The organism is Actinomadura sp. 9N407 (assembly GCF_044326315.1).
Lineage (GTDB): Bacteria > Actinomycetota > Actinomycetes > Streptosporangiales > Streptosporangiaceae > Spirillospora.
The window spans coordinates 308,204-334,429 of record NZ_JBIRAW010000004.1 but is presented as its reverse complement, the minus strand read 5'-3'; the positions used below and the strand labels follow the sequence as shown (position 1 = coordinate 334,429).

Here is a 26,226-nt window from a genome sequence, read left to right as displayed (position 1 = left end):
GAAGAGCGGCCCCGGCTGGTGGGTGAACACCAAGAGCCCCAGGGCCTCGACCCGACAGGAGGCGTCGGATCCATGTCGAATCGTACGAGCGCACAGCAGAGGCTCGCTGCCCTGGGCGCACGGCTTGGTGCACGCGGCTTCACCGTGGAGCTGGCTGCGGACGGGCTCCGGGTCGCGAACTGGGACGTGACCGGCTGTTGTGACGAGGTGGCCTGCGCGGCGGACACCGTCACCTGCCGTGCGCGCCCGGAGGACGGCGGCCGGATGTGGTTCTGGACGTCGTGGGGCGCGCCGCTGGCCGGGACTGACCGACTAGATGACGCGGTCAGCGCCGTCATACGGAACCTGCTCACTCGGTCCGAAGTGGCGGGATCCGGACGGTGACGCTGGCGGCGCCGTGGGCGTACGTCGACATCGACCCCGAGTTCGCGGTGGCGGAGCTGTTGCGCCGGTTCCCAAGGGCTCGGGCTTGGAGGGGTGAATTCACTGGCTCTTGGTGGGCGATTACGCGGGACCTGGATGGCCGGGACCGGTTGATCGAGGCGGCCGACCCTGCGGAGCTCGCGCGGCGGCTGGAGGTGGTCATCGGCCGGTTCGTCCCGCAAGTCAGTCGTACGGGACCTCAGGCCGGATCGGCGATGCGGTCGACGTCTGCCTCGCCTTGGGAGGCCCGTCCCGCTGCTCATTCAGTTGAAGCAGGGCGGGGACGGCGGCGTCAGGCGGCTCGGCGTCGAGGGTGGGCGGGGCGCTTGTTCGGTCGATAGCCCAGCCGTAGGGCCGTGACTTCCAGGCTCCGGGTGCGGGTGCGGGTGAACGGTCCAGAGCGACTCTTCGGGCGTTCAGTTGCTGCGGGGTCTCGGCGGAGCTGGGGTGGGTGAGCAGGAACGTGTGCCTCTGCAGGGGATGCCGCTGCAGGTGGTTCTGAGGTGGCGGTTCAAGGGCACTCACGCTGACCGGGGCCGCTGGGGGGTTGGCCGGATGTGGTCAGGGGCCGCAATGGGGGTGCCCGATCTTTCCCCCAGGTGACCCTGATGACCGAAATGACGCCCAAAGTGGGCCATCGGGGTCACTGTTCGGTTGAACGGGGCGCGCGGATCGCGGATCCTCTTTAGTCTGTGCTGAGGAGGAGTCCACCCCTGATACCAGGCGTTCCACACCATCCCGTTACACCCAGAGGTCTCTCGACGTGACGGATATGGCGAGCGGGTCCGCGATGGCGCGGTTTGTTCAAGCCGGCCGCGTCTATGTGGGCTGGCGCTACGCACAACAGCATCCTGACCCGGGGCCACCGCCCGGGCGGCCTGAGCCGCCGGAGCCGGTACGGGCCCCGCCGCCCGAGCGGCGTCCCGGCGAGTACCTGGCGGTGCGTCCGTTGCGGATCGCGGCCGTCGGTGCCGGGGTCGGCATGGTCCTGTTCCTGCTGTGCGGCATGTTCGGCGTGCTGCCGTGGGAGTTCGCCGTGGTGGCGATGCTGGCCTGCGGGGTGGCCGTGGGGATCCCCGGCTACCTGTTGTGGCAGGACGAACGTGCCGTACGGGCGAGGCTCGTACGGGAACGGGTCCAGAGCGAGCGGGAGCGGGCCGACTGGCAGCGGCGGCGGGATGCCGCGGAGTCGGAGTACGTCGAGGCCTACCGCGAGTGGGAGCAGCGCCAGCGGGCGTACGCGGGACAGCGCGAGTGGTATCCCGTGGCGGTTCCGCCCGATGTGGACCGCGTCGATGTCGTAGGCGGCACGCTGGCCGGGTGGTCGGCGGCGGTGACCACGATGGGGGCGGCCCGGCTGGCGGTGGGCGCTCGGGTGAGTGTCATCGACCTGTCCGAGGGGGCCGTTGCGCATGACCTGCTGCGGCTTGCGGCGGCGCGGGGTGATGATCCGCTGGTGTGGGTGCTGCCCGATGACCTGCCGCGGATGGACGCGACGCGTGGGCTCGGGCCCGAGGCCTTGGCGGACGTGTTGTCGCTGGTGGTCGGGGCGGGCGAGGAGCAGAGCAGTACGCGGGACCTGTCGTTCGACAACTCCATCCTGGAGCGGATCATCGAGGTGCTCGGTGAGGGCGCCACGATTCCGCGGATCACGGCGGCGCTGCGGGTGCTGGCTCAGGTCGGGGACCCGCGCGATGATCTGCGCAAGGGGTTGCTCACCGATGAGCAGCTGGAACGGATCGCCACGCTGTTCGGGCGGGACGCCACGGACCGGATCGTCGTCCGGCGGGCCTGGGCGCTTGAGGCGCAACTGCGCAAACTGGAGAAGCTCGCCGCTGAGCCGGTACGGCTGCCGCCGTCCAGGCTGCACGTGGTGTCGATGGACCGGCGGGCGGGCGTGCTCACTAACCGGGTGCTCGGTACGTACGTCACGACCGCGCTGACCCACCGGATCCGCGAGGCGCCGCCCGGCAGCCGCTGGGACCACACGCTGTTCCTGTGCGGCGCCGAGAAGCTGCGCGGTGATGTTCTCGACCGTCTGATCGACGCCTGCGAGGCGACCGGGACCGGTCTGGTGCTGATGTACCGGTCGATCCCGCAGCACGTACGAGAACGGCTCGGACGGCGCGGCCACGCGGCCGTCGGCTTCATGCGGCTCGGCAATCCCGAGGACGCGCGGGTCGCCGCCGAGCACATCGGGACCGATCAGCCGCTGCTGGTCGCCGAGATCACCGACTCGGCCGGCGAGGTCCTCACCGATGTGGCCGCCGGAAGCTACGCCAGTACGGTCGCGTACTCCCGAAAGCGTGGGGACGAGCTGAACGATCCCGCGTGGTCGCCTCTGCCCGCTCCGGTCGACGACGACAGTGCGTTGGTCGAGGGCATCAGCTCGGCCACCGACTGGGGGCGCGGACTGGCCGCCACCGAGGGACGGCGCCGCGACGGCGGGGGCGAGCTCAAGCAGGGCTTCCGGGAGCTGCTGATCGAGCCGCCGCAGCTGCAGGAGCTGCCGCCCACCGCGATGGTCTTCACCCATTCCGGCGCGACTGGACGGCGCATCCTGCTGGTCGACGCCAACCCCGGCATCATCACCCTGCCGACCGCGCACTCCATCGAGTTCGAGGAGTACCTGCGCCAGCAGGAGCAGAACGGCCATGCCAACGGCGAGGCCGTGGTCGAGGAGACCGAGGACGAGCCCGGCGACGACGTCGAGGGGACGCCGATGCCCGCTCCGACCGGGTCGCGCGCGCAGGGTTTCCCCTGGACGTCCCGCGCCCGGCACGCCCTTCCGCGCGGTACGGGCTCGCGCAGCACCAACCCGCGCGGGACCCGGATCGTCCCGCCCATGAAGTCCAACGGCAAGCACGCCGCCGACCCGCCCCCTTGACGCCCACCTCGTTGACTCGTGGCGTGTTCGCCCTTCCCCGGGGTCCGAAAAGGCGAACACGCCACGAGTCGACGGGGGAGGCGGTGGCGCTGGGTGGCGTACCGGAGTAAGGATTCTCGGGTGACCACGCCCCCGCGCTCGCACATGCCCGTGCCCCCGCCCGTACGGCCTGTCCTGCCGGGGCCCTGGTACCGGATCCAGGCGATTCCCGCGCCTGAACGGGCTGCTTCGGCGGAGTGGGACTTCGTGAGCGTGCTGCCCGCCGCGCTGTCGGCGGCCCGGCTGCGGCGGCCGTTCGTGGTCGGCTGGCTGTCGCCGGGCGGCGGCGCCCCGCTGGAGCTGATCACGAACGCGGGGCCGATCAATCCCGCGCCGGGCGGGCGCCAAGGACTGCTGTTCCCCAGCGGTGCGAGGGGTGTGCCGGTCGGGGAACGGTGGATGCGGCAGGCCGAGCGGATGGTGTGGACGCGCTGCCCGGGACGGCTGGCTCCGCAGGTCGCGCGTTCGGAGGCCGGGGCGACCCTGTTCGAGTCGACGCTGGTGACGTTGATGGAACGGCCGTTCGGCTGGTTCGTGGTGGCCGAGCCGTGCGACGAGCGCCGGCTCGAGACCGAGATGCGCGAGCTGCAGCACGACCTGCGGATGCTGCGGCGGGGCGAGGACGAGCGCGCCGGGCTCGAGGTGGCGCGTGCGGATCAGCGGCTCGCCGAGCTGGACGCGTTCCGCGAGGCGGGGCTCTGGGAGGTACGGGTCGTGGCGGGCGCCGCCGACCGGGCCGAGCTGGGCCAGATCGCCCCCGTCCTGGTCGGCTCGATGGAACTCGGGCACCATCCGTACCGGCTCAGGTCGGGGCACGGCGGCGGTTCGTTCGGCGAGGTGCTGCGTCCTGAGCCGCTGCCCGCGACGCAGCGGGGCGTGGTGGAGTCCGCCGACCGGTACCCGTTCGTGGCCACCGCCGGGGCCCTGGCGGCCCTGGCCGGGCTGCCGCGCCGCGAGGTCCCCGGGCTGCGGGTCCTGGACGCCGGCTACTTCGACGTGACCTCCGAGACCGAGGAAGCCTCGACCGGGACGCCGATCGAGCTGGGCGCGATCCTGGACGGGCAGGACCGGGAGGTCGGCCGGTTCACCGTGCCGCGCTCGACGATCAACCGGCACGTGTTCGTCACCGGGTCCACCGGGTCCGGCAAGTCGCAGACCGTACGGCACCTGCTGGAGCAGCTGACCCGCGCGGGCATCCCGTGGCTGGCGATCGAGCCGGCGAAGTCGGAGTACGCGGCGATGGCCGGCCGGATCCGCGATCTCGGCGGCCCGGTCACGGTCGTCAACCCGTCCGATCCGGGCTCGGTGCCGCTGTCGGTCAACCCGCTCGCACCCGAGCCTGGATATCCGGTCCAGGCCCATATCGACATGGTCCGGGCGCTCTTCCAGGCCGCGTTCGACGCCGAGGAGCCGTTCCCGCAGATCATGGCGCAGGCACTCCAGCGAGTGTACGAGAGCAACGGCTGGGACGTGGTCACCGGTGGCGGCGTCCCCGGTTCGCTGATCGAGCCTGCCGTACCGACCCTGGAGCAGCTGCAGAGCGCCGCGCTGCAGGTCATCAGTGACGTCGGGTACGGCAGGGAGCTGATGGCCGACGTCAAGGGCTTCGTGGACGTACGGCTGCGGTCGCTGCGGATCGGCTCGGCCGGACGGTTCTTCGAGGGCGGCCACCCGGCCGACATCGGCGGGATGCTGCGCGACAACATCGTGCTGGCCATCGAGGACGTCGCCAACGACGAGGACAAGGCGTTCCTGATGGGCACGCTGATCATCCGGATCGTCGAGCATCTGCGGATGCGCGAGCGGCGCGGTGGCGGTGGCGCCGACCCCGGGCTGCGGCACGTGATCGTGATCGAGGAGGCGCACCGGCTGCTGCGCAACCGCGGGCCCGAACGCACCAGCTCGCACGCCGTGGAGCTGTTCGCCGGGATGCTGGCCGAGATCCGCGCGTACGGCGAGGGCATCATCGTCGCCGAGCAGATCCCGACCAAGCTCGTCCCCGACGTCATCAAGAACACCGCCCTCAAGGTCGTGCACCGCCTGCCGGCGTTCGACGACCGGCACCAGGTCGGCTCGGCCATGAACCTCGACGAGCACCAGTCGCGCGAGGTGGTCTCGCTGCGGCCGGGGGTCGCCGCCGTGTTCGCCGACGGGATGGACCGTCCGCTCCGGATCCGGATTCCCTTGGGGGAGGGCAGGGAAGGCGCGATGCCCGGCCCGCCGCCGCCGGTGGACGGGCGCCGTTCGGCCGCGTGCGGGTGCGAGTGCCGTTCAGGACGGGCCTGCACCCTGTACGAGCTGCGCGAGGCCGACCTGCTCGCCAGCCACCACGACTGGGCCTGGCTGCGCTTGTGGGCCGACACGCTCGTCCTGGCCCACGTCGTCAACCGTCCACTGCCCGCCGTACCGCAAGAGCTGGGCCGCGCCTGGTCGCGCCTTGCCCCGCGCCTGCGCGAGTGCACCCTGGCGACCATGCTGGAAGGGGCCGTCACCCGCCGCTCGTGGGCGCTCCGTACCGTCTACGCACCGTCCGAGCTCACCGCTGCCGCCGCCGCTGTGGCACAACGGCTCCTGGGTGGCGACACCGCGCCGACAGGCACGCTCCCAGGGCCGAACTGGGTCATCCCCCAAGTGCGGTGGCTGCACGAGATGGACCGCCTCTTCCCGTACGGTGCCGGCGCCCCCGACAAGCACAGCCCCGCGCCACCGCTGGAGTACCAGCTGCCCGGCCTGAAGCAGCCCCCGGAGCCCAAGCTCGGCCACCGCCTGCGCGCACTGCGCCGCCACCCCCTGTCGATGGAGCTGGAACGCAACCGCCCCGTCGCCATCACCGCCCTGGGCGGCGAGGACGACAACGCGAGCTTCTACAAGGACCTGACCGTCGTCGCGATCGGTGTGGCCGAAGAGGACCAGATCGCCGACGCCGCCGAGACGATGCGCGTCGGGGCCTGGCTCGAACCCGTCCTGAGCTGGCCCGAACGCCTCGTCATCCCGTTCGCCGACCCCTCCGGCGCCCTGCCCTTCCTGCACGGCTGACCATTCCTTCTGCGGCTGACCGCCTCCGATCAGGCCGGACCGTGACGGTTCTTTGCAGGCCGGATGTGACAGCTCTCCGCGGGTTCGAGCCGTGACGACGGCTCCCTGCGGGCTCGGTCCGTGACCGGCTCCTCGCCAGGCCGGACCGTGACGGCTTCCTGCGGGCTCGGTCCGTGTCGGTTCCGTCACGATCCGGTGCCGACCTACGAAACTGTCAGCCCCACGGGTTAATTTCTTTCCCGTCCGCCCCCTTCCCCGGAGATGGTCATGAGCGCCGAGGCCGCAGAGCCGTTCTTCCGGCACGCGTCGCCTGGTGCGGCCATGGCCGGGGAGCCGCTGCAGAACGACACCCGCTACCTGGCCGCCGCCATGTACCTCGACCGCAGCCTGGCCGACCGGGTGATCCACGAGTACGTGGACGACGACAACCGCGCGGTCGTCCCGTCGTTCGGATTCGACCTGCGGCCGGTGATCCTGCACGCGCTGCGGGCCCGCCGCCTGCGCCTCTACCGGGATCTCATCCTCGCCGCGGTGTGGATCGTCGCGTGGATCCTCGTCCCCGCCGGAGCCTTCGTCTACGGCTTCCTGGCGCTCTACGCGGCGCTGCTGTACGCGATCCCGTGGCGGCGGATGCGCTGGCGCTGGCGGCTGGTGGCGATCTGGTTCATCCTCAACCTCGGGATACCGCTGGCGTGGCTGGGCATCAACGGATTCCGGGATCTGCGCGACTCGTCCTCCTCCCTCAGCGGCTATGACCAGCCCATCGAGGAGCCGGGGCTGCTGGACTCGTTCGAGACCGAGCACCCGTTCCTGCTGATGCTGGCCTTCACCGCGGCGTTCGCGTTCGTGATCATCGGGCATCTCGCGCTGGTCTTCCGGATCCTGGCCCGCGACCTGGGCCCCGAGGCGACCGGCCCCGGGCCCGCCTCGTACGGCGAACGGGTCGGCGGCCTGCTCGACCGCGTCGACTCCGCGCAGCGCGGCAACGTGACCCTCTACTCGGGCGAGAACCCGTTCATCGGTGCCGGAGACGTGAAGGCGCCCTGGGCACGGGCCTGGTCGGTGGTGCTGGAGCTCGACCGTCCCGCCTCCGGAGTACTGGGCACGCTGCAGAAAGCCATGCCCGTCGACCCTGTGGTGATGCACCAGCGGGTACGCACCCGCCTGCAGGAGATGCGTGACGAATGGCCGCCGCGTGAGCCGGGCGCCCCTGAGCCCGATCGGTCGCTCTGGCTGCCGCCGAACGAGCGGATCGCCGGACTGGTCACGGACGTGCACATCGTCGGCCGCGGCGAGTGCGCGCAGCGGCGGCGCCCGCTCGACCCCATCAGCGGGCGCTACTTCGACGGGCATCCGCTGATCGACGCGCAGGCCGGGGTGCCGTTCTCCGTCGCTTCACCGGAGGCGGTGGAGGCGATCATCCGGCATCCGCAGGGCGGCGTCCGCTGCTACCAGCGCGTGACGGTCGGCGCCCGGGGTCAGGCGATCATGGGTCCCGGCGACCGCGCGGTGGCGCCCGCCGAAGACCAGGACATCGCGCTGTCGGCGTTCGTCTACCTCGCGGTCGAGGGCCGGATGCTGTACGCGCAGTTCGTCGCGACCGTGCTGCCGCCCATCCGGCGCGAGTTCCGGCTGATCGACTTCCTGCCCAACTGGAGCGTCCCGACGCTGCTGGCCAAGTCCCTGCGGGCCGGCTGGAGGAGTGTCCTGAGCGGCCTGCTGCTGGCCGTCCCGAGGATCCTCTCGTCCTGCTGGGCGATGTCGCGGGGCGTCCGGGCCGGCCTGACGTCCCGGCACCCGTCCAGGTACATGGCCTACGACTACGGCGCCCGCATCAGCGTGCGCGAGCTGGCCGCCGAGGAGGAGTTCCACACGTTCCTCCAGGAACTCGACGCCGACAAGTACACCCGGCTCATCGAGCGCCGGGTGAACGAGGCGCTGCTCGACCACCTGGAGGGCGAGTGCGGCATCGACGTCTCTGCCTACCGCACCCAGGCCGGCGTCATCCTGAACGAGGGAGTGATCATGACGGGCGGCAGCGTCAGCGGCCAGATCGCCGTCGGCGGCGAGGGTGCCCGGATCGAGCAGCGGCAGACCCGGCAGCCCCCGCGTACCGGAACATCGGGCATCAATCCCTGACTTCTCGAGGAGCGACATGACGCAGCACGGTGGCGAGCGGAGCGTCAACATCGGCGGGAACGCCAGCGTCTCCGGCCAGATCTCGACCGGCGACGACACCGTCCAGATCCAGCGGACCGAGGCGCCGGTGTCCGCCGCCGCCGAGTCGCTGGACCGGGTGGAACGGCTGCTCGAACGGCACGCGGCCGAGATCGCCGAGGTCGACAAGGCGCGCCGGGACCTCGCCGACATCCGCCGCGAGATCGAGGAGAGCGACCCCGACTCCGAGCGCATCGGCGGCGCGCTGGACCGGCTGGGCCGCCGCGTGGCCGGGGTCGCGGTCCTCACCGAAGCGGTCGGCCAACTGACCACCACCCTCGGCCTCGGCTGACCACCGGCTCGGGTCAGATCGTGTCGGCGTTGCGGACGGCGAGGCCGGCCTTCTCGGCGTTGGGGCGCCAGTAGTCGATGAACTCGCGCTTCGCCTGGCTGGCCCGCTCGTTGATCGGCTGGACGGTGTCGTCCGACGGGCAGCCGGGGCCGATGTCGACGTAGCGCTGGTTGGACTCGACGGAGGCCGTGAGCGCCCGGACGAGCGCGGACCGCATCTCGGTGCCGTTCTCCATGGCGTCCACCTCCAGGGCCCTGGCCTTGTCGAGTTGCTCCTTGCGCTGGTCGCGGACCCGTTCCATGTCCGAGATCGCGCAGCCGCCGGTCACGACCGAGCCCAGCTCCGTACGGGTACTGGACATCTCGGTCAGCAGCGCGTCGACCTGGCCCGCCTGCTTGTTGAGGCCGGCTCCGCTGTCCGTGGCGCTGGGGTCGCCGGCGGACTCGGAGCCCGGGCTCTCACCGGCTCCGGCGGTCGGGGTGTTCGCCGCGGACGTGCCGGACTGCTGGGAACTCGGCCAGAAGATGATGGCGAGCGCGATGGCCATCAGTAGCACCACGCCGCCGCCGGCCAGGATGTACGGGAGTGCCTGCTTCTTGGGCGTGGGGCCGGGTGCCCAGACCTCCTCCGCCCACTTCTCGTGCTCCCAGGGCTCCTCCGACAGCGAGATGGTCCGTTCGCCGGAGTCACCGGGAGGCGGCCCGTGCGGGGGAGTCCCGTGCGGGGGAGTCCCGTGCGGGGGAGTGCCCCAGCCGGGGGGATCGGAGGGCGGGGACGACCAGGGCGGTGGGACGGGAGAGTCGGGACCTGGCCCGGATCCCGCGAAAGGGTCGGGTGTGGTGCCTTCCTCGCCGTGTACGCCGCCCAGCGGAGCGTTGCATCGCGTACACCGCGGCAGCGACGGGGTGGTGTCGCTCCCGCATCCTGGGCACCGCATGCCAGAACCTCCCCCGTGAAGCCTCGACGCAGTCAAGATACTGCGCAGTGGACGAACGGGGAGCTTCCCGGCCATGGTTGCAATCCGGTTGTGATCGGACCCCTACAAGCCGTTCCATTGCCGTTGTGGCTGCCCCGCCGCGCGAGCCACAGGATTCCACATCGCGACGAAGTTCTTCTTGGCGATGGTGGCGCGGCGTTCGGCGGAGATCCGCCCGGGCGCCTTCGCGACATTGGGACGGGGCTTGCCGCGGCACTTGCGCTTGGCCTTGTCGGCCCACACCAGCAGGCGCTGGTCGGCCTCCAGCGAGGCCTTGAACGCCTGGTACAGCGTCAGCTTCATCTTCGCGCCGTTGCGCAGCTTGTCGACCTTGAGGGCCTTGGTACGGCGCATCTGGTTCGAACGCTGCTGCGCCACTCCCTGGAATCCCCTGATGGCGGCGGGCAGGGTCTCGCACTTGGCGGTGCCGTTGAGGGCCCCGGCGAGCGCGCGCCGGGCGCTGGCGCTGGTGTTCAGCAGCTCGTTCACCTTGATGGCCTGCTGCCGCGCCGGGCCTATGGGCTTGTTCTGGGCGACCGGAGTGTTCTTGCTCGCCGAGGGCGTCGGCTGGGCCGCCGGGGGCTTGGCGTCGCCGCCGGGCCACAACACCAAGCCGACCGACACCACCGCCACCGTGACAAGAGCGGACACGGCCACGAGGAGCGGTTTGCTGGCCTTGCTGCCACGCGATGCGGGCGGGTACCCGTGCGGCCCGTCCTCATAGCCCATCGGCCCGTACGGCCCTACGGGCCCGAGGGACGAGTCCATGGGGCCTGTAGGCCCGCCCATGTTCATGGGCGACTGGTCGAGCTGGGTCGCGCCGCCACCCGGGTAGCCGGAGTCGAGGAACGTCGCCTGCCCGTTGTCCATACCGAAGCCCTGCGGCTGGGGAGCCCACTGCTGGACGCCCTGGTCCTGCTCTGACTGCGCGCCAGGCTTGCGGGGACGCGCGTACCAGGACTCCGGGACGATCGACTCGGGCGCGCTCACCGAGGGGTCTCCCAGGCCGCCGGGCGACGGACTGCCCATGGGGTTCGCCTGCAGGCTGCCCACAGGCGCCGGGGGCGCCGGGGGCGGCGCAGGCGCCGAGGGGGCTGGGGGTGCCGCAGGGGCGTTGTTCACGAAGTTGCCGCCGGACGGCTGCTCGGAGGCCGCCCAAGCGGGCGGAGGGGGCGGTGCCGTCTCGTAGCCCCCGGTGTCCTCTTCCGCCTCGAAGGACCAAGGCGCGGTCGACTCCGAAGGTCCGTTGGCCGGCCCGAGCGCGCCGTTGTCAGGCCCGAGCGCGCCGTTGGCGAGGGCACTCGCCGGCTCCGCGGGCGGGTCCATGCTCCACGACGGCATGGGCGGCACCACCATGGTCTGGTCGCCCAACGAGGAGGCCGCAGGAGGTCCTATGGGCGCGCTGAGCGGGTCAATGGGTGCGTTGCAGTTCGGACACGTGTCGAGCGTCCCGGGCGTGTTCGTACCGCACGTCGGACACTGCATCGCTCAGACCTCGCCTTGTCGCCGCTTCGTCCGCCAGAGCGCGGGGATCCTTCCCCCGCCGAAACCGCAGGGCTCCCGACAAAGTACTGGCTCGACGCCTCACTCAGGCGTGCTCATGGGTATCCGAGACCCCATTGTTCGGGCTGCCGCGGTCGCACCGAATCATGACATGTTCACATAGGTCAAGATTGGGTGGGACGGTTTACACCAAATGCTGTGATCCTCCTCGCAGTCCGTCCCAGCGGCCCGGGACTGGTCGAGGATCGGCCGAGGACCGGTCGAGGGTCGGCCGACAGACCCGGCAGAGGAGCGGCAGGGAGCCAGAGTCGCACCGCTAAGTCCCCGTACCGGCTAGGCTCGGACCGGTTCCAGAGGCGCTACCGGAGAAGACGGAGTCCATGAGCGATCTTCCGCTGCGTTCGCAGCTGGCCGTCGCGCTCGGGCGCACGGCGGCGAGAATGTCCCGGCTCGCGGGCAAGGGCGACGGCTCGGTGATCGGAGGCCGGATCGGCCTGCGGTTCGACCCCGAGCTGCTGACCCGGCTCTCCCGGGACCGCAAGCTCGTCCTCGTCAGCGCCACGAACGGCAAGACGACGACCACTCGGCTGATCACCTCGGCGATGACACCGCTGGGCGAGGTCGCCACCAACGCGTTCGGCGCGAACATGCCCACCGGGCACGTGTCCGCCCTCGCCTCGGCGCGCAGTGCCCTGTACGGCGTGCTGGAGTGCGACGAGAAGTACGTCCCGATGGTGCTCGCCGAGACCGGTGCCAACGTGGTCGCGCTGATGAACCTCAGCCGCGACCAGATGGACCGTGCCGGGGAGATCTGGCAGCTGGCGGGCAAGTGGCGCAAGGCCCTGGAGGCCGCGCCGCACAGCCACGTCATCGCCAACTGCGACGACCCGCTGGTCACCTGGGGCGCCTCCACCGCCAAGAGCGTGACCTGGGTGGCCGCCGGCCAGCACTGGCGCGAGGACTCGTGGTGCTGTCCCGAGTGCGGCGGCCCGCTGGACCGCCAGGACGCCGACGAGGACAGCGACTGGCGCTGCCGCGAATGCCACTTCTCCCGGCCGCGTCCTGACTACATCCTCAAGGGCGACCAGGTCACGGTGCCCGGCGGCAGGACGTTCCAGCTCTCGGAGCTCTCGCTGCCCGGCCGCGCCAACCGTTCCAACGCCGCGATCGCGCTGGCCGTGGTCGCCCAGTTCGGCGTACCGCCCGAGCAGGCCCTGCCGCTGCTCAGCCAGGTCAGCTCGGTGGCCGGCCGCTTCACCACGGTCGAGCACCAAGGCCGCCAGATCCGGCTGCTGCTGTCGAAGAACCCGGCGGGCTGGCTGGAGGCGTTCGACGTCCTGGACCCCGCGCCCGGCCCGGTCGCCCTGTCGATCAACGCGCAGGGCCCCGACGGCCGCGACACCTCCTGGCTGTGGGACGTCGACTACCGGATCCTGCGCGGCCGCCCGGTCTGGGTGACCGGCGAGCGCCGGGTCGACCTGGCCGCTCGCCTGGAGGCAGCCGAAGTGCCGTTCACCGTGGTGGACGACATCGACCAGGCCGTCATGGCGGTCCCGCCGGGACGCCTCGACGTGATCTCCAATTACACCGCCTTCCAGGACATCAGAACGAGGTACGGCCGTGTCGTCTAGCAGTGAGTATGGCCAGGCCACACCGCCTTCCAGCCGAGTCGTCCAAACGAGGTACAGCCGTGTCGTCTAGCAGTATCAAGATCGTCTGGATCTACCCGGACCTGCTCAGCACGTACGGCGACCAGGGCAACACGATCGTCCTGGAGCGCCGGGCGGCGCTGCGCGGCATCCCGACCGAGACCGTCCATGTCCGGTCCGACGAGCGGGTGCCGGCCGACGGCGACATCTTCCTGCTCGGCGGCGGCGAGGACCGGCCGCAGATCCTGGCGGCCCAGCGGCTGAGCCGCGACGGCGGCCTGCTGGAGGCGGCCGGGCGCGGCGCCGTGGTGTTCGCGGTCTGCGCCGGCTACCAGCTGCTCGGCCATGAGTTCGGCGGCGAGGAGGGGCAGCCCGTCGCGGGGCTGGGCCTGCTCGACATCCGCAGCGGCCGCGGCGACACTCGCGCGGTCGGCGAGATCGTGGGCGATGTCTCGGCCGAGCTGAACGTCCCCCGGATCACCGGCTTCGAGAACCACCAGGGCGTCACCCGGCTGGGCCCGAGCGTCCAGCCGCTCGCCAGGGTGGTCGCGGGCGTCGGCAACGGCGACGGGAACGGCTTCGAGGGCGCCTACCGGGGTCACGTGCTCGGTACGTACATGCACGGCCCGGCCCTGGTCCGCAATCCGGGCCTGGCCGACCTGCTGCTGCGCTGGGCCGTGGGGCAGGAGCTCCAGCCCATCGACGACTCCTGGGCCGGACGGCTGCGCGAGGAGCGCCTGAAGGCCGTCCTGCCCTCCTGAGCCGATCGGTCCGGATCCAGGCCGTCCAGGATCCGGCCGGTCGGGATCCGGCCGTCCAGGATCCGGCTTTCGGGACGAGGACTTCCGGGATCAGGACGAGGAGCTGCGTTCCTCGTCCTGCTGCTTCTTGGACTTGCTCGCCCGCAGCGCCCCGGCGTGCGCCTTCTCCTCCGGGTGCACCCGTACACGCAGCAGGCTGGCGATCGTGGTCGCGACGAGGATCACCAGGATCACGACCAGCGAGACCGGCGTCGCGATGTGCGGGATCGACTCGTTGACGTCCTCGTGCAGGAACTGCAGGATCAGCTTGACGCCGATGAAGGCCAGGATGAGCGACAGGCCGATCGACAGGTAGACCAGCCGTTCCAGCAGGCCCTCGATGAGGAAGTACAGCGCGCGCAGCCCGAGCAGCGCGAACGCGTTGGCGGCGAAGACCAGGAACGGGTCCTTGGTCACGCCGAACACGGCCGGGATCGAGTCGAGCGCGAACAGCAGGTCGGTGCTGCCGATCGCGACGAAGACCAGCAGCAGCGGCGTCATCACGCGCTGCCCGTCCTCGTGCGCCAGCATCCGGCCGCCGTGATAGTCGTCGGTCACCGGCATGATCTTGCGGGCCCGCCGGACCAGGAAGTTGTCCTCGACGTCGGGTTCCTCGTTGCGGTGCCGGATCAGCTGGACGGCGGTCCAGATCAGGATCAGCCCGAACAGCAGGAACGTGAACGAGAACAGCGAGATCGCCGCCGCCCCGACGGCGATGAAGATCGACCGCAGTACCAGCGCGGCCGCGATCCCGAACAGCAGCACCTTCTGCTGGTACTCGTCCGGGACCGTGAACTTGGCCATGATGATGACGAAGACGAACAGGTTGTCGACCGAGAGACTCTTCTCGACTATCCAGCCGGCGAAGTACTCCGTACCGGCCGTACCGCCGAGGAATCCCCACACGGCGAGGCCGAACAGGATCGCCACCGTGATGTAGAACACCGACCAGAACGTGGCCTCACGCAGCCCGACCGCGTGCGGCCGCCGCACGGCCACCAGCAGGTCGAACACGAACAACCCGACGACCAGGACGATCGTCGCCACCCAGAACCACACGGGGATATCGATCAAGCCGCTCACTCCCTCCGCACGCCCCTGCTTATGTCCGCTGGAGTGGAGATCATTCGGATCCCAGGGCCCTCAGTACACGAGGGCCTGGACGCCGTCGGCGCTGATCTCCTCGACGAAGGTGGGCGCCCCGGCGATCCGGACGCCGGGGATCACGTCGTCGGGGCCGATCTCGCGGCGGGCCGCGCACTGCGTGCAGACCGTCACCGTGCCGGCCGCCAGGACCACCGCGAGCAGGTCGTCCAGCGGGGTGGCGTGCGCCAGGTCGAACTCCTTGGCGCGGCCGGGCAGCGCGTACCAGGCCGACTCGCCGGTCAGCCACAGCGACACCGCCAGCCCGCTGGCCACGGCCGCCGCCGCGACCGTGAAGGCCTGGTTGCACCGCTCGGGAACGTCCGCGCCCGCCGTCGCCTTGATCACCAGAGCTCTCGCCATACCGGCAGCGTAACCCGAGGCCGGCCGGGCCGGGCGGTACGGCCCGGCGGGTCGGCGGCGCGGCCCGGGGTACGGCCCGCGGGGCGGGCATAGGATCGGGCACCGTGGGCGGAATGGTGAACGCGGGCGTGCTGGTCCTGGTCTTCGCTCTGATCGTGGTGGGCGCGGTCCTGCTGGTGGTGAAGCTGTCCCGGCTCAGATGAGCGGGACGGCCATGATGTCCCGCCGCGGCCGCGGCGCCGCTACGCTCGGTTGTCATGTCCATGGAGCTTGAGCTGCATCCCGATCTCGAACCGCTGACGTTCCTGCTCGGTACGTGGGAGGGCGCCGGTGTCGGCGGCTACCCCACGATCGAGGGGTTCAACTTCGGGCAGGAAATCTCGTTCAGCCATATCGGCAAGCCGTTCCTGATCTACGCCAGCCGGACCTGGCTGATCGAGGAGGACGGCGCGCTGGGCCGCCCGCTGGCGACCGAGACCGGGTACTGGCGGCCGCGTCCCGACCATCAGGTCGAGGTCACGCTGGCCCATCCGACCGGGATCGTGGAGATCTACCTGGGGAACGTGGCGTTCAACCGGGTCGAGCTGGTCACCGATGTGATCGCGCGGACCGACAGCGCCAAGGAGGTCACCGGCGGCAAGCGGCTGTACGGGCTGATCGGCGAGGACCTGGGCTGGGCGTACGACATGGCGGCGGTGGGCCAGGAGCTCCAGTCGCACCTGTCGGCGCAGCTCAAGAAGGTGGCGTAGAGGCGGAGAAGGGCCCGGACATGAACGATCCCCGGACCTCCCCGCCGGGTGGCGGGAGATGGACAGGACTGATCCATCGGTCCGGGGACCGGGTAACTGCCTGGTAGTGCCGGTCACCGACCGGCCACGCCGGCCCCCGAGGGGGACGGTTCCGAGGCGGAACGGCGACTAGCGGACAGCCACCTCGCGAGTCCCAGAATAATTAATTATCTTGGACCACCTCCTTTCGCGCGTCCTCGCAAACTATGCGAGCCGCCGCGATCGTGGCAAGCGTGTTTTCCGTGATCTCGTTCGTGACGCCGGGCACATACACTCGGGGCATGTCCGAGACGTGGCAGGAGGAGCTGCGGGCCAAGGGATACCGGGTCACCCCGCAGCGCCAGCTGGTGCTGGAGGCCGTGACCGACCTTGAGCACGGGACTCCGGAGGAGATCTGCACGCAGGTGCAGCGCACCGCGCAGGGTGTGAACATCTCCACGATCTACCGCACGCTCGAGCTCCTGGAGGAGCTCGGGCTGGTGAAGCACGTCCATCTGGGGCACGGCCCGCCCAACTACCATCTGGCCACCGACGCCGACCACATCCATCTGGTGTGCCGGGGATGCGGCACGGTGAACGACGTGGATCCGGAGGCCGCCGCCGGCCTGGCCGAGCGGCTGGAGAGCACGTTCGGGTTCGAGACCGATGTGCACCACCTGACCGTGTTCGGGCGCTGCAAGGACTGCCGGACCGCAGGGGGATAGGCCGCGCTCGCGCCGCATAGTGTGGGCGTATGAAGAGCCCGCTGTTGCAGACGCATGGGGCCGTCCCCGCGGACGCGCCCGATCAGGAAATCGCCGCGCACTACGGTGAGCCGTCGCAGGAACAGCGCGCGCTCGAAGCCGGTACGGCGTTCGTCGACCGGAGCAACCGGGGTGTCGTCCGGGTGTCCGGGCCCGACCGCCTGAAGTGGCTGCACAGCCTGCTGAGCCAGCATCTGGAACGGCTGGCGCCGGGCGAGGCCACGGAGGCACTGCTGCTGAGCCCCAAGGGCCATGTCGAGCACCATCTGCACCTGGTGGACGACGGCGAGGCCACCTGGGCGCATGTGGAGGTGGGCACGGCGCCCGATCTGGTCGCGTTCCTGGACAAGATGCGCTTCATGCTGCGGGTCGAGGTCGAGGATCTCAGCGAGACCCACGCCGTGGTGACGACGCCGCGCGAGGCGCCTGCCGGGACCCCGGTGTTCCCCGATGTCGCCGGTACGGCCCAGATCGTCGAGCGCGACGCCCTGCCAGGGCTGGTGGACGGGCTGCGTCCGGCCGGGCTGTGGGCGTACGAGGCGTTGCGGATCGCCGCCCACCGGCCGCGCTTCGGGCTGGACACCGACCACCGCTCGATCCCGCACGAGATGGGCTGGATCGAGGACGCGGTGCATCTGCAGAAGGGCTGCTACCGGGGCCAGGAGACCGTCGCCCGGGTGCACAACCTGGGACGCCCGCCGCGCCGCCTGGTCTTCCTGCACCTGGACGGCAGCGCGGACCGCCTGCCCCTGCACGGCGACCCCGTCGAGATTCCCGGTGGTAAGCAGGTCGGCTTCGTGGGGACGGCTGCTCGTCACCATGAGCTGGGGCCGGTCGCGTTGGCGCTGGTGAAGCGGAACGTCCCGGTGGACGTCACACTGCAGGCGGGCGGGGTCGCGGCGGCCCAGGAGGTCGTGGTGTCACCGGAGACCGGCTCCAACGCCAAGATCGAGTTTCGGCGACAAGCGGCGAATCGCACGTAAAGCGCCTGGGGCACGGGCAAAATCGACACTGGAAAGTGCGCTGCCGCTCGGGTGAGAAAGGTGGGTCCCGCCCGATGGTCATCAGCCCGGGGAACGAGGAACCGCCCCGCCCGGCCGAGGAACCGCCCGGCCCGGCCGGGTCGCCGCGCCCGGACGAGGACGCACCCGGCGCGACCGAGCCGGCAGGGCCGGACGAGCAGCCGCGTCCGGCCGAGGTCCCGCGTCCGGCCGAGCCGAGGGAGCCGTCCGGGGTGCCGCGTCCTCGGTTTCCGGGGAGCGCGCGAGCGCCGCGGAAGGGCGGGGCGGCGCGGCGGCGGCGTCCGCGCCGCGAGTCGGCGCTGGTGTGGTGGGCGGTCTTCGCGGTCTGGGCCGGGGCGGCCTGGTGGCAGCGGTCCTGGCGGCTGGCGCTGCTCGGGCTGCTGCTGTGGTGCCTCTACCAGTTCCTCCTGGTCCCGACGATCTGCCGGGTGATGACCCGGCAGGGCTACTCGTGCCGCGAGCCCGTACGGGGACGCCTGTTCGCCTGCCGGGTCGAGCACCAGCGGGTCAAGAACGGCGGGCTCTGGCGGGTGATCGGCATGAACGATCCGTTCCGCCGCCCGGCCGAGCCCGGTTCCGAGCGGGAGACCGGCCAGATCGTGGTCTCCCCGGCGGTACGGGGGCGGCTGTCGCAGATCGACCGGACGATGATCCTGCTCGCCGCCGCCGGGACGCTGGTGACGATCGCCGGGATGATCTACGGCTACAGCTGAGCCCGGCCGCCAGGGCTCCAGGACCAGATCGGTCAGGGCGGATCCCCAAGGGCAGACCCCCATGGGCGGATCCCCCGGTTCAGATCTCCAGGGTCAGGGTGATCGGGCCGTCGTTGACCAGGGCGACCTTCATGTCGGCGCCGAAGATCCCGGTCTCCACCTTGGCGCCCAGCGCGCGCAGTTCGGCCACGACGGCGTCCACCAGCGGTTCGGCGACCGGTCCCGGCGCCGCCGCGATCCAGGTCGGGCGGCGGCCCTTGCGGGCGTCGCCGTACAGCGTGAACTGGCTGATCACCAGTAGTGGCGCGTTCAGGTCCGAGCAGGACTTCTCGTCCTGCAGGATGCGCAGCCCCCACAGCTTGGCGGCGAGCCTGCGCGCCTGTACGGGCGTGTCGTCGTGCGTCACCCCCACCAGGACCAGCAGGCCCGGACCCTCGATCGACCCCGCGACGCGACCCTCGACGGTCACGCTCGCCTCGCTCACCCTCTGGACTACGGCACGCATGACCATGCATTCTGCCTGGCATGGGAGCAACGACGCTCATCACGGTGGCGCCGACAGGCGCCGAGTCCGCCAAGGCCGATGTGCCGGCCTTGCCCGTCACGCTGGACGAGCTCGTCCGGACGGCCAAGGAATGCGAGGCCGCGGGAGCAGCGGTCGTCCATGTGCACATCCGGGACGGGGACGCGAGACCGACACTGGATCCGGTCAGGCTGCGGGACACGGTCGTCGCGCTGCGGGAGGCGACGGGCCTGATCGTCCAGCTGTCGACGGGAGGCGCGGTCACCGATCCGTACGAGGACCGGCTGCGGGTCCTGGACGCCGAGCCGGACGGGTGCTCGCTGACCTGCGGGACGGTCAATTTCGGCGACGACGTCTTCATGAACCCGTGGCCGTTCATGGTGGAGCTGTACCGGCGCACGCAGCAGCTGGAGATCGTTCCGGAGTTCGAGCTGTTCGACCTCGGGCAGGTCGCGGCGCTGCACCGGCTGCTGGACAAGCACGGCGCCCCGTACGGCGGCCATGTTCACTGCGACCTGGTGATGGGCGTTCCGGGCGGGATGCCGGGGGACGCCAGGACGCTGGTCGCGGCGGTCGACGCGCTGCCTGAGGGCGCGACCTGGTCGGCCACGGGCGTGGGCCGGACGTCGCTGCCGGTGATGCTCGCGGCGCTGTCGGCGGGCGGGCATCTGCGGGTCGGCATGGAGGACACGATCACGTACGCGAAGGGCCGTCCGGTGGTCGCGAACGCGGAGCTGGTCGAACGGGCCGCCGCGCTCGCCGGGCTCGCCCAGCGCCCGCCGATGCCCGCGGCGGAGGCGCGCGGGCTCCTCGGCGTCAAGCGGCGCTGACCCGGTGCGGATCGACACCGTGTGACCGGGGAGGATGAGGGCATGGTGGAGATCAATCCGGTCCTGGTGGAAGTGGAGCGCTCGGGCTTCGTGGAGTCGCGGCACCGCGGCTGCGCGGCCGGTCTGGACGCCGGCGGCGCGGTCGCGGTACGGCTCGGGGCGCCCGAGGAGCCGATCTTCCCGCGTTCGGCGAACAAGCCGCTGCAGGCGGTCGCGATGCTCCGGTCCGGCCTCGACCTGGACGATCAGCCGCTGGCGCTGGCCGCGGGCAGCCACTCGGGCGAGGACTTCCATGTGGAGGGCGCGGAGAAGATCCTCGCCGGGGCGGGGCTGTCCGCCGAGGCGCTGCGCTGCCCGCCGCAGTGGCCGCTGGACCGGGCGGTCGCGATGGAGGCGGCGCGCGGCGGGAGCGGCAAGTCACGGCTGCGGATGAACTGCTCCGGCAAGCACGCGGCCATGCTCGCCACCTGCGTGGCCGCCGGCTGGCCGACCGAGTCCTATCTGGACGTCGATCATCCGCTGCAGGCGGCCGTCCGTACCGCCGTGGAGGACCTCAGTGGCGAGCGGGCCGTCACGGTCGGCGTGGACGGTTGTGGCGCGCCGCTGTTCGCCGTGTCGGTGACCGGGGTGGCGCGCGCGTTCCGTGCCCTGGTGCTGGCCGCGCCCGGCAGCCCGGAGCGCCGGATCGCCGACGCGATGCGCGCCCATCCGCACTGGACGTCCGGTACGCGGCGCGAGGAGTGCCGGCTGATGGACGCGGTGCCGGGGCTGCTGGTCAAGTGCGGTGCCGAGGGCGTGGACGCGTTCGCGCTGGCCGACGGGCGGGCCGGGGTCGTGAAGATCGACGACGGGGCGATGCGGGCCCGTACACCGGTCACGGTGGCGCTGCTGCGCGCACTGGGCGGCGGCACGGTCGAGGGTACGGACCAGGCGGTCCTTGAGGAGCTGTCGACCGTTCCGCTGTACGGCGGCGAGCAGCAGGTGGGCGCGATCCGTCCAGCGCCAGGAGTCTTCTGACCTCGCCTGCCCGAGATGTTGACTCGTGGCGTGTTCGCCTCAAACGACATCGCCAGAGGCGAACACGCCACGAGTCAACGGGAGGGGGGCGGGGCGATGGAGTGTGATCACTGCGCTGGAGGGCCTCATCACCCTGGTTCGTCGCCCGGCTTCCACTTGATGCCGCAGCCCAGGCTCGGGGCGTGCGGCTCGGGGACGGGCTTGCCGGCCAGGACGTGATCGAGGGCCGAGCGCAGGGTGGCGCCGTCGGACGGGACGTCGTTCCTCGGCCGGGCCCCGTCGAACTCGCCGCGGTAGGCCAGCCGGCGTCCGGCGTCGTACAGGAAGAAGTCGGGCGTGCAGGCGGCCTTGTAGGCGCGGGCGACCTCCTGCGTGCCGTCGATCAGGTACGGGAAGCCGAATCCGGCCCGTTCCGCCTGCTCCCGCAGGTGCGGGACGCCGTCGTCGGGGTAGTTGGCCACGTCGTTGCTGCAAATACCGACGGCAGCCAGCCCGCCGGCCGCGTACTCGGCCGTCGCCGCGCCGATGCCGTTCTCGATCCGGCGCACGTACGGGCAGTGGTTGGACAGGAACACCACCAGCAGCGCGGAGGCGCCGGAGAAGTCCTGGAGCGCCACCACCGTACGGCCGTCGGCCGACGGGAGCGCGAAGTCGGGAGCGGGGGTACCGAGGGGGACCATGAACGATGCGATCGCCATGGCCCCATTGTCGCCCGGCCCTCCGCGCGGACTCTCCTCAGGTCTCTGACCAAGCGTTCGCTTGCTAATCTCACCTCGACACGAAAGGCGGTCGGACATGCCGACACAGGACCAGATGAAGCAGGCACTGCAGGCCTACATCGACGGCTTCGCGGCCGGCGACGCCGCCGCCGTCGCGGCGCTGTTCGCCGATGACGCCGTGGTCGAGGACCCGGTCGGCAACCCGCCCATCTCGGGCCGGGCCGCGATCGAGGAGTTCTACACCAACGCGGTCGGCGCGGGCAGCAAGCTCGTCCTGGAGGCCCCGATCCGCGGCTCGCACGGCAACGCCGCGGCCATGGCCTTCACGGTCGAGGTCCCCGAGATGGGCCTGCGCATCCGGGTCATCGACGTGATGACGTTCAACGAGGACGGCAAGATCGTCGCCATGCGCGCCCACTGGGGTCCCGATGACGTCGAGCAGAGCTGACTCGGAGCCCCGGCGGTCGGGTCCGACACGGCGTGAGGTGGTGATTCCCGGAGTCCATGTGAACGGTTAGAGTTTAAGCGTTCATACGGACCGGAGGGCGGAACGCTTATGGCCGAGTACGTGGACGCCTTGTGGCCCGGCACGCCCAATGGTGTTACTCGCGCCGAGCGACGGTCCGGCGGCTACCGGGTCTACGTTCCCGACGCCCTCGTGGGCCGGCCGCTGATGCTGACGGCCGAACGGTCGGCGGACATCGCGGATGTGGAGCGCCAGGTCGTCGCGCTGAACGCGGACGAGCACACGCTGGTCGGCCTGGAGGCGCTCGCACGCCTGCTGCTGCGCGCCGAGGCGGTGGCGAGCTCGTTCATCGAGGGCCTGCAGATCAACGTGCGCCGGCTGGCCAAGGCCGATGTCGCGGAGAAGGCCGGGCTCGGCGGTTATGACGATACGGCGCGCGCCGTCCTCGGCAACGTTCGCGCCATGGAGTCGGCCCTGAGCCTCGCCGATGGCGGCGACGTGACCGTGGGCGACATCACCGAGCTCCACCGGCGGCTGCTCGCCGGAACCCGCGACGAGCGGTGGGGCGGCGTGATCCGTACCGAGCAGAACTGGGTCGGCGGTGGCGGAGTGACGCCCTGTACGGCCGAGTTCGTGCCGCCACCGCCGGACATGGTCCCGGACCTACTGGACGACCTGTGCGCCTACGTGTCGGGCGATGACCATCCCGTCCTGGTTCAGGCGGCGCTCGCCCACGCCCAGTTCGAGACCGTGCACCCGTTCGCCGACGGCAACGGCCGTACGGGCCGGGCGCTCATCCATCTGATCTTGCGCAGGCGCGGTCTCGCTCCGCGGTTCGTGCCGCCCCTCAGCCTGATCCTCGCCTCGCACGCCGACGCCTACATCGCCGGGCTCACCGGCTCCCGCTACGAAGGCCCCGCCGGCTCTCCGGGCGCGCAGGAGGCCATGGGACTCTGGATCGATCGGTTCGCCGCCGACACCGCGAGAGCGTGCACCGATACCGAACGGTTCCGTGCGGAGCTCGATGAGCTCGAGACCGCGTGGCGCGGGCGGCTGGGCCGGGTGCGGGCCGACTCGTCGGTGGATCTCCTGCTCCGGGCGCTGCCGTCCGCGCCGGTGCTGACCGTCGCGACCGCCGCCGAGCTCATCGGCCGCTCGGTGCAGCGAGCCAACGACGCCATCGGCCGGCTCGTCGAGGCCCAGGTGTTGAAGCAGACCACCGTCGGCCGGCGCAACCGGGCGTTCGAGGTTCCAGAACTCGTGCAAGCCCTCACCGGATTCGAGCGTGCTCTGGCCAGCCCTGTCGGAGATACCCGGCAAGCGCCACCTGCGCGTCCCGTTCCGTACCGAGCATAAGCCCGACTGAACGACAGCCTCGGCAATCACGCGAGCGCGTTACCTGCCCGGTGAGACGACGCCGGAGGCGAGTCTCACCGGGCAGATCGCGAAGCGATGCAGCGCCCGCACAAGGCTCGGTCAGGTGTGAGCCGCTAGGCGAGCGCCTGGGCCGGGACTATGGAGACACAGCGGCCAGGGGGCCGCCCAGGGCCGGGAGGGCGGCCGGGAGTTTCTCGCCTGAGCCGTCTCGGCGGCCCAGCTCGGCGGGGACATCGAGGGGCTTGCCGGTGGTGGTGGCCGCCTTGACCGGGGCCGGGCCGGCCCAGGCCATGATCAGGGTGTCCTCGCCCTTGAGGAAGCGGTGCGAGCGTACGCCGCCGGTGGCCCGGCCCTTGGCGGGGAACTCGGCGTAGTCGGAGACCTTGATCGAACCGGTCTGGGTGCCGGGCAGGGCCGAGGACGAGCCGGAGATCGTCACCACGCGGGACTCGCGGGACGGGTCGAGCGTGCCGAACCAGATGACCTTGGCGTCGGCGGCGAGCTTGATGCCGGCCATGCCGCCGGCGGCGCGGCCCTGCGGACGGACGTTGGACGCGCTGAAGTGCAGCAGCTGCGTGTCGCTGGTGATGAAGACCAGGTCGTCGTCCTCGGAGACGGTGGCGGCGCCGAGGACGCGGTCGCCCTCCTTGAGGCCGATCACCTCGAACTCGTCGCGGTTGGGCGGGTAGTCGGGCACGACGCGCTTGACCACGCCCTGCTCGGTGCCCAGGGCCAGCGAGCCGTCCATCGAGCCCAGGCCGACGATCTTCTCGTCGGGTTCGAGCTGGACGTACTCGGTGACGGGGGCGCCGCCGGCCAGCGACGGCGGTGAGTTCGAGGGCGGCAGCGTCGGCAGGTCGATGACCTCCACCCGGATCATCCGGCCGGCCGAGGTGACCGCGCCGATCTGGGCGCGGGCGCTGGCCCGGACGACCGACACGAGCACGTCGTGGTTGGCGCGGGCGCCCTCGTCGGCCAGCGGCTCGGCGCCGTGCGTGCGGGCCATCAGGCCGGACGAGGACAGCAGCACCAGGCAGGGCGTGTCCTCGACCTCCAGCGGGACGGCGGCGGTGGCCGTCTGCCCCGAGGACTCCAGCAGCACGGTGCGGCGCGGGGTGGAGTACTCGGCGGCGACCTCGCCCAGCTCCTTGGAGACCAGGTTGCGCAGCTTGCGCTCGGACTCCAGGATCGCGGTCAGCTTGGCGATCTCCTTGGTCAGCTGGTCGCGCTCCTTCTCCAGCTCCAGCTTGTCGAAGCGGGTCAGCCGGCGCAGCGGGGTGTCCAGGATGTACTGGGCCTGGACCTCCGACAGCTCGTAGATCTCGATCAGCCGCTGCTTGGCCTGGGCCGCGTCGTCGCTCTCCCGGATGACGCGGATGACCTCGTCGATGTTGAGCAGCGCGATCAGGATGCCCTCGACCAGGTGGAGGCGGTCCTCGCGCTTCTTGCGGCGGTGCGCCGAACGGCGCCGCACGACGTCCAGGCGGTGGTCGATGTAGACCTGGAGCAGCTCGCGCAGGCCCAGCGTGCGCGGCTGGCCGTCGACCAGCGCGACGTTGTTGATCCCGAACGACTCCTCCATCGGGGTCAGCCGGTAGAGCTCGGCCAGCACGCCCTCGGGGTTGAAGCCGTTCTTGACCTCGATGACCAGCCGGAGGCCGACGTTGCGGTCGGTGAGGTCCTTCAGGTCGGAGATCCCGTTGATCTTCTTGTTGTTGACCAGTTCCTTGATCTTGGCCTTGACCCGCTCGGGGCCGACCGCGTACGGCAGTTCGGTCACCACGATGCCCTTGCGGCGGGCCGAGACGTCCTCGATGTGCACGGTGGCGCGGGTACGGAACGTGCCGCGGCCGCGCTCGTAGGCGTCCCTGATGCCGTCCAGGCCCACGATCCGGCCGCCGGTGGGCAGGTCGGGCCCGGGGACGAACCGCATCAGCTCGTCGAGCCCGGCGTCGGGGTTGTCGATCAGGTGCCGGGCGGCGGCGATCACCTCGCCGAGGTTGTGCGGCGCCATGTTGGTCGCCATCCCGACCGCGATCCCGGACGCGCCGTTGACCAGCAGGTTGGGGAACGCGGCGGGCAGGACCTCGGGCTCCTGCTCCTGGCCGTCGTAGTTGGGCCGGAAGTCGACGGTGTCCTCGTCGATCGAGCCGACCAGCAGCATCGCGTCGCGGCTCAGCCGGGCCTCGGTGTACCGCATCGCGGCGGGCAGGTCGTCGCCGCCGAGCGAGCCGAAGTTGCCGTGCCCGTCGACCAGCGGCATCCGCATCGCCCAGCGCTGGGCCAGCCGGACCATCGCGTCGTAGATCGCGCTGTCGCCGTGCGGATGCAGCTTGCCCATCACGTCGCCGACCACGCGGGCGCACTTGACGTGCCCGCGGTCGGGGCGCAGCCCCATCTCGTTCATCGAGTACAGGATCCGGCGCTGCACGGGCTTCATGCCGTCGCGCGCGTCGGGCAGTGCTCGCTGGTAGATGACCGAGTACGCGTACTCGAGAAAGCTGCCGCGCATCTCCTCGGAGACATCCACATCGATGATGTTCTCTTCGAAGTCCGGCAGGGGAGGGGCCTGGGATCCGCGTCGTGCCATGTGGGACATTGTGGCGGGTCCCTGAGACAGATTCGCACCGGACCCGCATCCGGCGCGCCGAAAGACGCCTTTCCGATAGGTCCGCGGCGTCGTTCCGGTCGCACCGGCGG

21 protein-coding genes are annotated in these 26,226 nt (G+C 71.1%); 14 read left to right on the top strand and 7 right to left on the bottom strand.

Annotated elements, in window-relative coordinates:
* The first annotated feature begins 1,213 nt into the window (after positions 1-1,213).
* The 4 genes from ACH34Q_RS09205 (at position 1,214) to ACH34Q_RS09190 (ending at position 8,894) form a co-directional block, all read left to right on the top strand.
* Positions 1,214-3,310: a hypothetical protein gene (locus tag ACH34Q_RS09205; RefSeq protein ID WP_395982363.1), complete on the top strand. Its 2,097-nt coding sequence runs from the start codon at positions 1,214-1,216 to the stop codon at positions 3,308-3,310.
* Between the two features lie 144 nt (positions 3,311-3,454).
* A complete protein-coding gene (locus ACH34Q_RS09200; protein ID WP_395982446.1) occupies positions 3,455-6,385 on the top strand; it encodes an ATP-binding protein in 2,931 nt (976 codons plus the stop codon).
* 267 nt (positions 6,386-6,652) lie between these two features.
* On the top strand, positions 6,653-8,524 hold the full coding sequence (locus ACH34Q_RS09195; protein WP_395982362.1) for a hypothetical protein: 1,872 nt from the start codon (positions 6,653-6,655) through the stop codon (positions 8,522-8,524).
* Between the two features lie 16 nt (positions 8,525-8,540).
* Entirely contained in the window at positions 8,541-8,894 is a 354-nt protein-coding gene (locus ACH34Q_RS09190; protein WP_395982361.1) for a hypothetical protein, read from the top strand.
* Positions 8,895-8,907: 13 nt separating this feature from the next.
* Here ACH34Q_RS09190 and ACH34Q_RS09185 read toward each other — a convergent pair whose 3' ends face one another.
* Positions 8,908-9,831: a hypothetical protein gene (locus tag ACH34Q_RS09185; protein ID WP_395982360.1), complete on the bottom strand. Its 924-nt coding sequence runs from the start codon at positions 9,829-9,831 to the stop codon at positions 8,908-8,910.
* Positions 9,832-9,933: 102 nt separating this feature from the next.
* On the bottom strand, positions 9,934-11,211 hold the full coding sequence (locus tag ACH34Q_RS09180; RefSeq protein WP_395982359.1) for a hypothetical protein: 1,278 nt from the start codon (positions 11,209-11,211) through the stop codon (positions 9,934-9,936).
* A 542-nt stretch (positions 11,212-11,753) separates the two neighbouring features.
* Between ACH34Q_RS09180 and ACH34Q_RS09175 the strand changes: the two genes are divergently transcribed.
* Both ACH34Q_RS09175 and ACH34Q_RS09170 read left to right on the top strand, forming a co-directional pair.
* Positions 11,754-13,004, top strand: a complete 1,251-nt coding sequence (locus ACH34Q_RS09175) for a MurT ligase domain-containing protein (RefSeq protein ID WP_395982358.1) — start codon at positions 11,754-11,756, stop codon at positions 13,002-13,004.
* Positions 13,005-13,012: 8 nt separating this feature from the next.
* A complete protein-coding gene (locus tag ACH34Q_RS09170; protein ID WP_395982357.1) occupies positions 13,013-13,783 on the top strand; it encodes a type 1 glutamine amidotransferase in 771 nt (256 codons plus the stop codon).
* A 90-nt stretch (positions 13,784-13,873) separates the two neighbouring features.
* Here ACH34Q_RS09170 and ACH34Q_RS09165 read toward each other — a convergent pair whose 3' ends face one another.
* Entirely contained in the window at positions 13,874-14,896 is a 1,023-nt protein-coding gene (locus tag ACH34Q_RS09165; protein WP_395982356.1) for a TerC family protein, read from the bottom strand.
* A 69-nt stretch (positions 14,897-14,965) separates the two neighbouring features.
* Entirely contained in the window at positions 14,966-15,328 is a 363-nt protein-coding gene (locus tag ACH34Q_RS09160; protein ID WP_395982355.1) for a DsrE family protein, read from the bottom strand.
* 263 nt (positions 15,329-15,591) lie between these two features.
* On the opposite strand from ACH34Q_RS09160, the gene ACH34Q_RS09155 reads away from it, so the two are divergent.
* From ACH34Q_RS09155 to ACH34Q_RS09140, 4 genes are all read left to right on the top strand, one after another.
* Positions 15,592-16,077 carry an FABP family protein gene (locus ACH34Q_RS09155; protein WP_395982445.1) on the top strand — a complete coding sequence of 162 codons (486 nt, stop codon included), beginning with the start codon at positions 15,592-15,594 and terminating at the stop codon, positions 16,075-16,077.
* A gap of 320 nt (positions 16,078-16,397) precedes the next feature.
* Positions 16,398-16,820 carry a Fur family transcriptional regulator gene (locus ACH34Q_RS09150; protein WP_395982354.1) on the top strand — a complete coding sequence of 141 codons (423 nt, stop codon included), beginning with the start codon at positions 16,398-16,400 and terminating at the stop codon, positions 16,818-16,820.
* 29 nt (positions 16,821-16,849) lie between these two features.
* Complete coding sequence (locus ACH34Q_RS09145; protein WP_395982353.1) at positions 16,850-17,842, top strand: YgfZ/GcvT domain-containing protein; 993 nt, start codon at positions 16,850-16,852, stop codon at positions 17,840-17,842.
* A gap of 74 nt (positions 17,843-17,916) precedes the next feature.
* Entirely contained in the window at positions 17,917-18,594 is a 678-nt protein-coding gene (locus tag ACH34Q_RS09140; RefSeq protein ID WP_395982352.1) for a hypothetical protein, read from the top strand.
* 79 nt (positions 18,595-18,673) lie between these two features.
* Here the strand turns inward: ACH34Q_RS09140 and dtd are convergent, their stop codons facing one another.
* On the bottom strand, positions 18,674-19,099 hold the full coding sequence (dtd, locus tag ACH34Q_RS09135; protein WP_395982351.1) for a D-aminoacyl-tRNA deacylase: 426 nt from the start codon (positions 19,097-19,099) through the stop codon (positions 18,674-18,676).
* Between the two features lie 20 nt (positions 19,100-19,119).
* Between dtd and ACH34Q_RS09130 the strand changes: the two genes are divergently transcribed.
* Together ACH34Q_RS09130 and ACH34Q_RS09125 are read left to right on the top strand one after the other, a co-directional pair.
* Positions 19,120-19,947, top strand: a complete 828-nt coding sequence (locus tag ACH34Q_RS09130) for a 3-keto-5-aminohexanoate cleavage protein (protein WP_395982350.1) — start codon at positions 19,120-19,122, stop codon at positions 19,945-19,947.
* Between the two features lie 42 nt (positions 19,948-19,989).
* Positions 19,990-20,964 (top strand): asparaginase, encoded by a 975-nt coding sequence (locus ACH34Q_RS09125; protein WP_395982349.1) that lies wholly within the window; start codon positions 19,990-19,992, stop codon positions 20,962-20,964.
* Positions 20,965-21,092: 128 nt separating this feature from the next.
* On the opposite strand, the gene ACH34Q_RS09120 is transcribed toward ACH34Q_RS09125, so the two are convergent.
* Positions 21,093-21,662, bottom strand: a complete 570-nt coding sequence (locus ACH34Q_RS09120; protein ID WP_395982348.1) for a thioredoxin family protein — start codon at positions 21,660-21,662, stop codon at positions 21,093-21,095.
* Between the two features lie 97 nt (positions 21,663-21,759).
* Between ACH34Q_RS09120 and ACH34Q_RS09115 the strand changes: the two genes are divergently transcribed.
* Both ACH34Q_RS09115 and ACH34Q_RS09110 read left to right on the top strand, forming a co-directional pair.
* Positions 21,760-22,131 carry a nuclear transport factor 2 family protein gene (locus ACH34Q_RS09115; protein ID WP_395982347.1) on the top strand — a complete coding sequence of 124 codons (372 nt, stop codon included), beginning with the start codon at positions 21,760-21,762 and terminating at the stop codon, positions 22,129-22,131.
* Between the two features lie 108 nt (positions 22,132-22,239).
* Complete coding sequence (locus ACH34Q_RS09110) at positions 22,240-23,505, top strand: Fic family protein (protein ID WP_395982346.1); 1,266 nt, start codon at positions 22,240-22,242, stop codon at positions 23,503-23,505.
* 157 nt (positions 23,506-23,662) lie between these two features.
* Here the strand turns inward: ACH34Q_RS09110 and ACH34Q_RS09105 are convergent, their stop codons facing one another.
* On the bottom strand, positions 23,663-26,116 hold the full coding sequence (locus tag ACH34Q_RS09105; RefSeq protein ID WP_395982345.1) for a DNA topoisomerase (ATP-hydrolyzing) subunit A: 2,454 nt from the start codon (positions 26,114-26,116) through the stop codon (positions 23,663-23,665).
* Positions 26,117-26,226: the final 110 nt, after the last annotated feature.